This window comes from Pricia antarctica (assembly GCF_900101815.1).
Classification (GTDB): Bacteria; Bacteroidota; Bacteroidia; order Flavobacteriales; family Flavobacteriaceae; genus Pricia; species Pricia antarctica.
In genome coordinates this window covers 322,788-335,169 of record NZ_FNAO01000002.1, presented here as the reverse complement: position 1 = coordinate 335,169, position 12,382 = coordinate 322,788, and the positions used below count along the sequence as shown (strand labels likewise).

Sequence of the window (12,382 nt, the reverse complement as noted above, 5' to 3'; positions counted from 1 at the left end):
CATTAGACTACGATTGAGATTAGGTAGGTAAAGATGCCCACGACCGCCCCTGCAATAAGTACGAAGATGAGAACACGGGTAATCCCTTTTTTGAGGTCGGCATTTTCCCCAAAGAAATGCCCTGCGTTGAACAGGAAACCGATTAGAAAGATGACACCGAGAATAATCGGAAAGATGGTCCTGATGGTGTCGGAAACCTCGTTTACCGAATCCTCGATACCACCGATCTGCGCAAAGGCGGGTGCTGCGTTAAGCAGCAGCCCTGTCAACATAGGAATTGATTTTTTCATAACTGTTCGTTTTTGATGCCTGATGAGGGCGTTGATGAATAAACTTTGCGAAATCTATTATGAAAAGAAGCTGAGGGAGGAAAATCCCCAAACTTTAACTCGAAATCCTGTTAAACTTTGGAAGATTCTTAGGGATTGAAGGAATTCTTTGAAAATTGTGTAGAGAAAGCAAATATTATGGTTCGATTTCTTCTCTTTTTAAGTCTGGTTTTTTGGCTGATGCCATTGGACAGTATTGGCCAATCGAAAGGTGGTGCCAAAACTGTTATCGTAATCGACCCTGGACACGGTGGAACCGATTCCGGTGCAATCGGAATCAACGGGATTCAGGAAAAGGATATGGTGCTTAAAATTGCGAAAAAAATAATAGTTCTCAATGAAAACCTATTAGGCGAATCCTATGAAATTTATCTGACAAGATATTCAGATACTCTTATTTCATTGGGGGATAGGGCAAAAAGGACAAGAAGTTTACATGTCGACCTGTTCGTTTCATTGCATTTTAATCATTCCGGTAATCCAAATGCCAAAGGTGTGGAAATCTATGTGCCGAGATATGGCGAACACTTGCAAGAATCCATCCTTATGGCATACCTACTTCAAAAAGGAATGAAACAAAATATCGGTCTCAAAAGTAGGGGCGTGAAGTTTGCCAATTTTCAAGTGCTACGGGAAACGGTGGATTACTGCCCTACGGTATTGGTGGAATTGGGCTTTTTGTCCAATCTGGATGAAGCGCAACATCTGACCGAGGATGAAAAATGTTCTCGCGGTTGCGTTGTCGCTTCTGAGTGGTTTAAAAATCGAAAAGTAAAGAGATGAGAGAGTTGTTTGAAGTAGTTTTCGTCAATCTAAAAGTCATCCTGAGAATATTAATCTCGGAATTCTTTAAAACCTTGAAGAAGTGGTTTGGTCGAAACGGCCGATAGTAGTTTTAAGACCATCCTTTTGTGAAGAAACTTTTTTCGATTCACGATACCTTACTCACAAACCACTTCTGCAACAGCCACGGCCGTTTTACGGGACAGTTCAAGAACCACTAGAAGAAATCCGTTGCCAGTTCCATTTGTCGTTCTTTTTAGTAGTTCCGGTAATTCACCTTTTACGGAACTAAAAATTAGGTTTTAAATATCAATTTTCGCCCAAATTGCAGGATGCTCACTAGCGGCCTGTTTCTTGTCGTGAATGGATGAATAAATCGACCACATAGGTTTTTTATCTGGCCATACCGCCTTACGATTCAATCCGCTATTAGCTACCTTCGAGAAAAGGTTAGGCGAAAGCAAAAGATAATCTTTCTGTCTGATATTGACCCCTAAACGGTATGCGCCCAATCGGAAATAAGCAGCGTCCCTGCCCTCGTCGTTATCCGCTTTGAACGATCGGTGTCTGGTGACATCCTTCATTTTGGTATCTCGGAATAATGGCGAAAGCGAATCGCAATATGATACAGCGTTCAATGTTCCGGTAACTATGATATTTCTTTCTCCTTTTTCCCAAAGTTCATTATAAACATCAGCAATCTGTTGAGCCTCCTTTTTGCGTAATGCATCTGATAATTCCTTGTCCTTGGTTTCTTCCTGTAAATGGGCGGCCAACAGCCAAATGGTTTGAAGGGACGGCGTATCGATTTCGTATTGAAAGAATTCCTTTTTTGGATTGGGGTTATCTCCCAAATCAAAACAACGAGTTCTAACTGATTTAACTCTGTAGCCATTTTTTAATAATATACCCATTTCTTGACCCCGCTTATCGCTGCCTTGAAAGACTACAACTTCCTGAAACGGTTCGCCATCGGATTCGGGCAACAGTTGGGCATTGAATTCTTCCAACGAAGCCCTGTCCTCGATTTCCTGCAAGAGTATAATATCCGGATTGACTTCGGCAACGACCTTGGCTTTATTGTTCACGGCCATCGGATCCAACGGTATGGTCTGCAAAGCTATCCATCCGTTCCAATCGGTAAGTTCCCCGGACTTCAGTTCTTTGGAATAGTCCATTCCTTTCAAGAAAAGGAATCCCGCCCGTTTGCGCATTACGGCATAGGGAACGTCAAATGTTTTGTCGAAGCCTAAGAGGAACGCCAATTCTTGTATTCGTTCTGTATTGTTTGACACGCGGTTGTTTCCCAGCATCAATTCATCGAGTTCATTGACCCAGTCGGTAACACATTTTCCATAAGGTTTTGCTATAAGGCTTCTGTCCCGGTGGAACAGGTTCTGGATGTTGAAAGTGGCAATTTTCATATCTATTTACGTTTATCGTTAGTATTCTTATCAAAGGCTATCAAATTGAAAAGTTCCCGCATCCGACTGCGGACGCGGTTGCCGTAGCGTTCTTCCAATTCCTCTGCATTGAGATTGGTGGTGACGTGGGTCTTGATCTTTGTTTTGGTTATTAAGTACAGCTCATAGCGTGAGAGCAGTACTTCGCCCATAACGTTGCAGTCCTTGCCGTAGTGGCGACCCAGTGGCTCTACGCCCAGGTCATCGAAACAGATAGGGCTACTATCGCCATAATCCTCGATTATTTTATAGCCCAAATGGTTGAAACCAAAAACTATATTCCGGCAAGGTGCCATCAAGTACGGTCGTTGTAGGGGAACCAAATATTTTAGCAGTTTCATCAAACTGGTCTTGCCACAGCCCACTGGACCGGAAAGTAATATTCCCTTTTCCGGGTCTATGTCGTCCTTTTGACAATTATCCTTATCCTTGATAAAATAGTGGCATAGCTTGCGAATGGTGTCGGTATCCCCGTCGTAAAGCTTGAAATGTTTGCCAAAGAGCAATTTTCCCTTTGCATTCAAGTAAATCAGAATTTTGTCAAAGTCGTAGAGCACGTTTTTACCATCCAATTTTCCGATAGAATATTCTACACCACCTTCGATGATTTTAGAGGGGTTGTCCATAGTCCTTGTTTGTACTGGTTTTTAGGTTGTCCCGTTTTTGAGACAGTTCGTTTTCCGTTTGTTGTTTTTTTATTTCGGCAGCTTTTAGCATCCAGTTTTCGGACGAGGCCTGCCAATCGACGATTTTAATCTTTCCCCCGATTTTCCACCCAATCGAGGTGTAATGGTTGAAGAACTTTTTTGCTTCAATGGGCGGCCATTTCTTTTTTTTGAAAAAATCCAAAACCTCATTTTCATTTTTGGGTAGCTTATGTTTATAATCGTTTTCTATTTGTTTATTAATGTTTATATAAGGTACTAATGCTTGTCCCACTACTTGTTCACTACTTGTACCAGGAGTTGTCCCACTACTTGTATCAGTACTTGTACCACCACTTGTACCGAATTTGAGCATCTTGATCTGGCTACCTTTGTAGGGATTATGGGAGGGTAGATAATAGATATATTTCCAGTTGTCCAATCCTTTTAGGCATCGATGATATGTCGCTTTTGACCCTATTTTTGCCATCGCCATCACTTCTTCCCTGTTGATGTAAAAAACCTCGGGAAAGCGGTGGATGTTCCAGAACTGGAACAAGGCCAGATATAGGCTTATATGGGTCGGGTTCAATCGGGAATCCATCGAAAATTGCTGAAAGACCGCATTTAGGTGTTTTATGTAGTTCATACATCCCTAATGGATTTTGTTTTGTACCCGATTGGCCGTCATCACGGACTGTATTTCCTCGGCATCGTAGTAGAGGATACCACCAACCTTTGTGTACGGTAAGGTACCGTTGACCCGTAGGTTCTGTAAGGTGCCCGGGCTTACTTGCAGCATATCCATCACTTCCGAGGATTTCAAGTATTTTTTGAGCTTTACCGTGGCGTGTTGGGCCAATAATTGGTTGATGTCATCGAGCAATTCCAATTTGAAATCCCGAAGGTCGTCTGTTGTAATGATGCTTGTCGGCATAGTAGAACGGTTTTAAAAAAAGGGCTATCGCATCGCTGTCAACTAATTTAATAGCCCTTTGCAGGATTTGACTTTCGTTCTACAAATTTGAAGTGTATTATTGGGTTTTCTTCCCCAGTACTACCGTAGTACGGTCAAAATTTAACATCTTGAATTTTGGTGTGTTTTGTAGGGTTTGGAGATTGGTAAAGTTGGATATGCACCCAAAATCGAACCAAATTAAATGAAGATATGATGTAAAACTTAAGGACCGTAGGTCGACCGTAGTACGGTCCTTTTTTAATAATTTAAAAAGGTGGCGGAAGGGTAGAATTAGAGAATTATTCTTCGCTCTTGTCCATTTCCAGAAGTAGGGACGTAGCCAATTCGTCAAGAAATAATGTCCGACTGTTTTTCCGTCCTTTGAGGCTTTGAAAGGTTTTGTAGATGTCCTTTGGTGTAAAGTCGAAAACTTGTTGAAGCCTTTTGGATACCTTCATTATACTTAGATTATCCTGCCTACCTAGCCCTTTGGCGCATAAAGCATATAAAAGTTCTACATAGTCAGAATTGCTGAACGGCCAATGAAGTTTATTCAACGGATCGAGCACCAAATTTCCGTTCAGGGAGTTTTCAAGTTTGAATAGTCTGCTGTCCAAATAGACAACAAAGGAATTATACGCCTGGTATTTGCCCAGTAACATATCCCTCGGCGTACAGAATTCGGGATCTTGAAAATAGAATTTAGAAGTAGTAATATGGAAGGTTGCCAGATAATCCCTTGTAAAATATTCTTTGTCGAAGTGGGTCGCACCTGAATCCACATACCGGCCAAAATCCAGATTATAGAGAAAGAAACGATTGAGTTTGTCGATTTTTCGCTTAATGGACTTTCTTTGGCTTTCCCTGTCCGCTTTGGGGAATTGGATTTCAAATGAATGTATTTCCGAAAAATAAATCAGTTGTACCAAGGGAATTTGTTTTGTCGTTTTGAAGAAAAAAATTTCATCTTCAATCGATTCGAATCCCTCCCTTAAAATTTCCTTTTTGTATCTACTCAATAAATTACGGCATACCTCTATTGAAAGGAATGCCTGTTCTATAATTTCCTGATTCTGAATCTTAATTTCTTTCAGTTCCTCGAGTAGTTCTTCGGATAGTGATTGTAGTTCCATAGTCTTCCATTGAACCAGTTTGATACGAACTGCTTATGGAAGAAAAATTTAAGAAAGTCAGCTAGGTGGCCTGCAAAAATCCAATTCTTTATGCCGTTCAATATTGAGGGAATGGTCAATGATGTCCTCGTTCTTCATTATACTATTTTTGCATAAGGGTTTGGTACTTAAAGATAAGAAGTACAATTATGAGAAACCTTGAAATTGGTACGTAAATGACTACGGGCTAGAACGTATTTTAATACGTAATTCTTGTTTCTGTCTAATAATCAATAGTTAAGAGGGAAGGGAGAATTTTGAGTCTATAGTTTTTTTTTGCCAAAACGCTCCATAAATTCAGTTCTATTTTTTACCCTCATTTTTTTGAAAATGTTCGAAGCATGTTTGGATGCCGTTTTTTCAGCAATAAAATATTCATCTCCGATTTCCTTGTATGACCTCCCGTCCAACACTGACATGGCCATTTCGATTTCCCTTCCGGTCAAGCCCCTAGTAAAGAATTTCGGTGCTATTTCTTTATTTCTTTCAGCTTTGTAATAGTTTAACAGCGCATTCATTTTTTTCTTGTGCTCCAAAAAATAGAGATACCTGTCGATCTCTATTGCTGTTATGGCATAAAACGAGGTATTGACTATCGTAAATGTCAACCACTGGTAGTCCCCGATCAAGGTCAACATTGGCAAAAGTATCATACAAATTACGCTCAGAAGGGAAAGCTTGTTACGGCGTAAGACGAACTTATTCGGATTTTTTGGTTTTGATATCCTTCCGTAAAACGCCCATAAAAAATACAGACAAATTAGCGATACGGGAACCGTGAAGCACACCCTGGCCGTATCGAGAGACCCGGTAAAATAATAGGGCAAAAGAAATAATCCGAAAAAACATAGCGCACCGTAAATGGAGATGTTCGCTATGGTCAAATGGACATTCAAAATACGGATGTCATATTCCCTATAAATATAATGGAACAGAAAAATTCCCATGGTAATGGCAACTCCGTATGTAATGACGTATTGAAGAATGAATGGTCCGGGGAAACCGTCAAACGGCAAGAAACCTCCCGTCAGGTTATATAAAACGAATAATCCCGCCAGTACTAAATATCTGTTTAGGTTTGTGTAACGATTTCTAGAAGATTGGACACAAGCTATTACCAACAGGAAAGTATCTATCAAAAGATAGAAGAACGTTGTCCAATGTATCGAAGTGCCAAACATATATCCTTTTCATTGCTACTATCCTATTCATTTCCACGCTCGAATTTATTCGTCTCCAAATTTTTCGTAACATTACTCCAATGAAAGACTTCTCCGTTCATGGCAACATAAACATCGGTCTTTAGAAATTGTACTGAGCTAATTGCGTAACCTAAATTGAAGGGTGCATCGGTATTAGGGGATGAACCTGAAACAAAAGACCCTACGAGAACAATCGTTCTGTTTAAGTTGAGTTTGCCCAAATATTGGGCCGTATCTTCCATAGTGAAAGTACCGTGGGTAATTAAAATTTTAGTCGAATCGACAGCTCTTATCTTATCAACTAAAAGTTCTCTGTCTCTGTTTGATACAAGGCGGCTGTCTTTTTTAAAAGCCTCTTCTATGGTATATTGAAATGAAACATTTGCCGTGTCCAAAAAGTCGATTATTGAAACCTGGCCTTCTTGGGTCCGATTTACTTCCCCCTCATAATCTATACCTTCAATAGTGCCTCCGGTGGTAATTATGTGGATGTTCATTTAAATTAAATTAGAATTCCCCGATGCTCTGCATCGGAGGTGTTTGAGGAAAGTTTGAAAACGGATGGTTTTCATAAAATGTCAAAACTTTCTTCCGTTAGATACTTCGAAGGCTGTGCCTCGGGTAGTTCCTTTTCGATGGATATTAAAGATAGTCTTTAAATTCTCATTACTACTTAGATATAGTACTTGTTGCCGGGAACTTGGCAGGACGTACTAATAAGATGATCCAAAGTTTAGTTTGGGCCAATGGGTATAATTTCATAGCCTATCCTGCCTAAAAATAGAAGTCATAGCGCTATTTGCAAACGAATCGTAGTGATAATTAAGGTTTTCAAATTGAAGCTCCCAAGCGTTTTAACTTCTAGAATACCCTATTATCTATGTAATCCAATAGGATACTTAATTTAAATAGCAGGTTTCTGCTTAAAACATTGCACCAACATTTTATAGAGTTCAGGATGTTTTTTCTCCAATAAATCAGGGCGCTCAAAAAAATACTCTGAAGCCACGGCAAAAAATTCTGCCTCATTAGTACCACCATATTTTCGAATATCGGAATGATTATCATTTATCGCTTCCATTTCCTTATGGATCAGTTTCAGCCATGGAATCGTATATCCGTGTTTCAGTAGCCTTTCAGGAATACCATCCGTAAAATCATCCATCTTATCTATAAGATGTACGAATTCGTGGATGGCCGTATTACTTTTATCATTGGAATTCTCAAAGCCGTGGTACAACGCCTTTCGGGATAGAATCATTTGTTTTTCAAATCTTCCATTTCCCACTAAACCCGCAATGTTCCGTGATTCTCCGTTCCCGTCAAATTCCAAGTCTCCGTTGAAATAATCCGAATATAACAGAATTCCGCTTAAATTGGTATAGTGCCATTCCTCAAAGCCAAAAATGGGAATTATGGCACTGGCAGCAATCAATATTTTATCAAGTTCCTGCAATTCCAATTGTACTCCATCTATATAGACCTCGCTTAAAAACTGCATCATCCGCTGTTGAAAAACCACCTGTCTCCCTTTGGAAAGGTTATGGTAGAAGAGAACATTTTTCTCTAACAAAGAATGCCAATGCTTCGGAAAGGGCTCCTCCTTTTTTCTTCCTATTCTCGAAATTGAATAAGCTATTAGAAGGAGAATCAATCCAAAAATTAGGGTATAGAATATACTGACGGAATTCAATGGAATAGTCCTTAATTTGAATTTACACTTTCCGCCTTAAACCCTATTTTCTGCAATGTAGCTTTAACCTCATCTTCTGTGGCTCCGTTGCTTTCTATAGTTAGAATCTTGTCAGCATTATTGGTATCAACTTTCCAGGCATTGACCCCTTCTTGCCTGTCAAGAAATGGAGTTACTTTCGATACACACCCACCACAATTGATATTTGTTTTAAATTTTAAAGTTTTCATAGTATTTGAATTTATGATTAATATTAAAGTTCTACTCGTTTTAATCGTAAGCTATTGGCCACCACCGATACACTGCTAAAGGCCATTGCCGCCCCGGCAATCATGGGATCCAGCAAAAATCCGTTGATAGGATATAAAACCCCGGCCGCAATAGGGATACCGATAATGTTGTAGATAAAGGCCCAAAACAGGTTCTGACGGATGCCCAATACAGTTCTCTTTGATAATTCCAATGCTTTTGGAATGGATTGCAGATTGGACGTTATCAAGGTCATTTTTGCTACATCCATCGCAATATCGGAACCTTTCCCCATGGCAATGCTCACATCGGCCTGCGCCAAAGCGTGGGAGTCGTTGATGCCATCGCCTACCATGGCCACGATTTTACCTTGGGACTGTAGTTCTTCGATAAATTCCGCTTTGTCGGAAGGAAGTACCTCGGATCTGTAATGCTGTATGCCAACTTCCTTGGCTACTGCGGCCGCTGTTTTATCATTGTCCCCGGTCAACATATATACCTCTATATCCTTTTCACGTAATGTTTCTATGGCATTCTTCGAAGTTGCCTTAATTTTATCGGCAATCGCCATGATTGCCAGTACTTGCTTGCCATCTGCAAAAAATATCACGGTTTTCGCCTCATCCTCCAAACTTTCGGCCTGCTGGTTCAGGGAAGGCTCAATACGGATATTATTATCTATCAGAAGCTTGCGGTTTCCCACATAATATTTTGAATCATTCCGTATTTCCGCCTGCACCCCTTTTCCGGTGATACTTTGAAAATTTAAAACATCCCCCGAAGTAGTATTCCCCGATTTTAAATAGGACACGACTGCCTCCGCCAACGGATGTTCGGATTGGGCTTCTATGGCAAGCAATATCCTTTTATACTTGTCCCTATGCATCGTATCATCGCTCCAAAGGATGTCCGTTACCACAGGTTTTCCTTCGGTTATTGTGCCAGTTTTATCCAGTATGACCGCATTTACCTTATGGCCAAGCTCAAGGCTCTCGGCATCCTTAATAAGAATGTTGTTTTCCGCACCTTTGCCTATCCCGACCATTATCGCGGTAGGGGTGGCCAAATCTAGGGCACAAGGACAGGCAATGACCAATACGGCAACTGAAGTCAATAAAGCTTGGGAAAATGCATTTTCACCACCCATCGACATCCAAACGATAAATGTAATTAGAGAAATTCCCATTACCACGGGTACGAATATCCCAGCTATCTTGTCGACCAATTTCTGAACGGGCGCTTTGCTTCCCTGTGCTTCCTGAACCATTTTTATGATTTGGGAAAGCAAGGTTTCACCTCCTACTTTTTCAGCGACGAACTGAAAACTTCCTTTTTGGTTTACGGTTCCCGAATATACTTTTTCGCCTCTAACCTTTTCCACGGGAATCGGCTCCCCCGTAATCATACTTTCGTCCACAAACGAATTCCCCTTTGATACTTTACCGTCAACGGGAATCTTTTCCCCAGGACGCACCAAAATGGTCTGGCCTACCTGTACGGATGAAATCGGGATTTCAATTTCTTCCCCATTCTCGATGACTTTAAGCGTCTTGGGCTGCAGCCCCATCAATTTTTTAATCGCTGAAGAAGTGTTTGATTTTGCCTTTTCTTCCAACACTTTTCCCAAGGAAATAAACGTAATTATCACGGTAGCAGCTTCGTAGTATACATGGGGCTCAATTCCTTGGTTTAGCCAGAATTCTGGGAAAAACGTATTGAAAACACTAAAGAGGAAGGCTATTCCCGTACTCAGTGCCACCAAAGTGTCCATATTGGCCTTGCCATGTCTTGCCTGTTTGAAGGCATTGATAAAAAAACTGCGCCCGAACCAAAAAAGAATAGGGACGGTAAATGCCAGGGAAATCCAACGACCGGGAACCCAATCCATGTAGAACATACCCAATACAAAAATGGGCAATGTAAGAATGGCAGACCAAATGGTCCGTTTCTTTATATCTTGGTAGTGCTTATTTTGAAGTTCTTGCTGAACCTCGCCTGGATTTTCTTCATCGATGATGATGTCATAACCAACTTGCCTGAGCGCGTTTTGCAGATTTTCATCCGTAATTGATCCATCGTAATCCACGAGCACCGAACTATTTGCAAAATTTACACTCGCTTTTGAAACGCCTTCTGTCTGGACCAATATAGACTCCACACTTGAAGCACATGCGGCACATGTCATTCCAGTAACGGGAAATGTCTTTTTGTTGCCGGATTTCTTGGCTAGTTTCTCTTGCTCTATTAGGTTTATGGTTTCCATAATTTTTTCTGAAACGCTTTGTACAAAGTTCAGAATAGCTACCTTAAAATAGTTATGGAATTTGCCGAAAGAATTGTAATATTCTCTGGAAAGTCTTTAATAGGAACAGTTCTAGTTATTAATTTTGGTTCCTTGCAGAAAACTAGATGGACAAGGAAGTAAGTATACAACTTGTCATAGCACTGCTCACTCATTGCCTGTACCGCCCCAGCTTATTCTCCAAATCGTATTGGTGACATCATCGGTAATCAACATGGAACCATCGGGAAGTACAGCGGCACCGACCGGTCGGCCAAATACCTCGTCCTTTTTACCGTCAACCACAAAACCGGTAAGAAAGTCTTCAGGTTTTCCAGCTTGTTTTCCCTTCTCAAACGGTACGAAAACCACTTTATAACCCGATAAAACCTGTCTGTTCCAAGAACCATGCTGTACGACAAAAGCACCGTTTCGATATTTATCCGGAAAAGAATCGCCGGTGTAAAATTTCAGCCCCAAAGATGCGGTATGGGGTCCAAGATTTACGTCAGGCAAAAGTGTTTCCTCTATTTCGGTCGAAGGGATCCAATCGACTCTAGGGTCTTTATTTTGACCATAGTATACATAGGGCCATCCGTAAAATCCATCTTCTTGCACATTCGTCAAATAATCGGGAACTAGGTTATTCCCTAGTCCATCACGTTCATTGACCGCCGTCCATAATTCTCTAGTTATGGGGTTCCAATCCATACCTACTGGATTACGTAGTCCCGATGCGAACACTTTCATTCCGGAGCCATCGGGATTAACTTCCAGAATATTGGCTTTCATAAATTCCACCTCCGATCCTTTCTCGCCAATGTTAGAACCGCTACCGATAGCAATATATATTTTCGAGCCTTCTTCATTGGCAATTATATTTCGCGTCCAATGCCGATTGGCCTTTCCAGCCGGTAACGTAGTGATTTTTTCAGCCCGACCGGATATTTGTAGCTGACCGGGCTCATATGGAAAACGTAGCAATCCGTTGGTATTGGCCACATAAAACCAATCATCTAGCACAAGCATTCCCAGGGGCTGATCCAGTTCCTTTTCTAGAAAAACAGTTCGCTCGTCAGGAAACCCATCCATGTCGGTATCGCGAAGCAAAGTTATCAGATCGGCACTATTCTTAAAGCTTTTCGATTTTGACGCGCCGATGAACCATGCACCTATTTTTTTCCATAGCGGGTAGTTTGAATTGCTTTGGGCAACGAGCACATCGCCATTGGGGGTAACATACATCCACCGTGGATTCTTTAGACCTTCGGCATATTTTGTCACGATAAAACCGGGAGGAGCTTTAGGGGTTCTACCTTCGGGCCAACCTTTGACATTGGAATAATTGGAAAAGGATTTTGATGCGGATATCGGTGGAAGCGAATCTACGGTCTGTGCTCGGGCCGTTGCCAAAAAAAGACAAGAAATAGCCAATGCCATAAAAAATGATGTCTTCATAAAAATCTTGGTTTTATGTATCTCTTGCAAATAGCGTTACAATACTTTATTGAAGTCTTCAATTGGCCGTTAAATCATCAATTAAACATGGAAAATCTCATTTGCTGGACATAAAGACCTAATGTCTTCTATAATAAAACTGAAAAAAAA

At 40.9% G+C, this 12,382-nt stretch carries 13 protein-coding genes; 1 reads left to right on the top strand and 12 read right to left on the bottom strand.

Annotated elements, in window-relative coordinates:
- Positions 1-2 precede the first annotated feature (2 nt).
- Complete coding sequence (locus BLT07_RS04330) at positions 3-290, bottom strand: hypothetical protein (RefSeq protein WP_091866140.1); 288 nt, start codon at positions 288-290, stop codon at positions 3-5.
- Between the two features lie 177 nt (positions 291-467).
- On the opposite strand from BLT07_RS04330, the gene BLT07_RS04325 reads away from it, so the two are divergent.
- Positions 468-1,112, top strand: a complete 645-nt coding sequence (locus BLT07_RS04325; protein ID WP_091866495.1) for an N-acetylmuramoyl-L-alanine amidase family protein — start codon at positions 468-470, stop codon at positions 1,110-1,112.
- Between the two features lie 302 nt (positions 1,113-1,414).
- On the opposite strand, the gene BLT07_RS04320 is transcribed toward BLT07_RS04325, so the two are convergent.
- The 11 genes from BLT07_RS04320 to BLT07_RS04270 form a co-directional block, all read right to left on the bottom strand.
- Positions 1,415-2,536, bottom strand: a complete 1,122-nt coding sequence (locus BLT07_RS04320) for an exonuclease/endonuclease/phosphatase family protein (protein WP_091866138.1) — start codon at positions 2,534-2,536, stop codon at positions 1,415-1,417.
- Positions 2,537-2,538: 2 nt separating this feature from the next.
- Positions 2,539-3,201, bottom strand: coding sequence for a P-loop NTPase family protein (locus BLT07_RS04315; protein ID WP_091866136.1), 663 nt, complete (start codon positions 3,199-3,201; stop codon positions 2,539-2,541).
- Positions 3,185-3,868 carry a hypothetical protein gene (locus BLT07_RS04310; protein WP_091866134.1) on the bottom strand — a complete coding sequence of 228 codons (684 nt, stop codon included), beginning with the start codon at positions 3,866-3,868 and terminating at the stop codon, positions 3,185-3,187. The genes BLT07_RS04315 and BLT07_RS04310 overlap by 17 nt, the downstream gene beginning before the upstream one ends.
- Positions 3,869-3,874: 6 nt before the next feature.
- Complete coding sequence (locus tag BLT07_RS04305) at positions 3,875-4,156, bottom strand: helix-turn-helix domain-containing protein (RefSeq protein WP_091866132.1); 282 nt, start codon at positions 4,154-4,156, stop codon at positions 3,875-3,877.
- 320 nt (positions 4,157-4,476) lie between these two features.
- Positions 4,477-5,310 (bottom strand): RteC domain-containing protein, encoded by an 834-nt coding sequence (locus BLT07_RS04300; protein WP_091866130.1) that lies wholly within the window; start codon positions 5,308-5,310, stop codon positions 4,477-4,479.
- A 302-nt stretch (positions 5,311-5,612) separates the two neighbouring features.
- A complete protein-coding gene (locus BLT07_RS04295) occupies positions 5,613-6,296 on the bottom strand; it encodes a helix-turn-helix domain-containing protein (RefSeq protein WP_245726445.1) in 684 nt (227 codons plus the stop codon).
- A gap of 257 nt (positions 6,297-6,553) precedes the next feature.
- A complete protein-coding gene (locus tag BLT07_RS04290; RefSeq protein WP_091866127.1) occupies positions 6,554-7,048 on the bottom strand; it encodes an asparaginase domain-containing protein in 495 nt (164 codons plus the stop codon).
- A gap of 407 nt (positions 7,049-7,455) precedes the next feature.
- Positions 7,456-8,205: a M90 family metallopeptidase gene (locus BLT07_RS04285; RefSeq protein WP_394331303.1), complete on the bottom strand. Its 750-nt coding sequence runs from the start codon at positions 8,203-8,205 to the stop codon at positions 7,456-7,458.
- Positions 8,206-8,255: 50 nt separating this feature from the next.
- Positions 8,256-8,474, bottom strand: a complete 219-nt coding sequence (locus BLT07_RS04280) for a heavy-metal-associated domain-containing protein (protein ID WP_091866126.1) — start codon at positions 8,472-8,474, stop codon at positions 8,256-8,258.
- 23 nt (positions 8,475-8,497) lie between these two features.
- A complete protein-coding gene (locus BLT07_RS04275; protein WP_091866124.1) occupies positions 8,498-10,756 on the bottom strand; it encodes a heavy metal translocating P-type ATPase in 2,259 nt (752 codons plus the stop codon).
- Between the two features lie 186 nt (positions 10,757-10,942).
- Positions 10,943-12,232: a PQQ-dependent sugar dehydrogenase gene (locus BLT07_RS04270; protein ID WP_091866122.1), complete on the bottom strand. Its 1,290-nt coding sequence runs from the start codon at positions 12,230-12,232 to the stop codon at positions 10,943-10,945.
- Between the last annotated feature and the right edge of the window lie 150 nt (positions 12,233-12,382).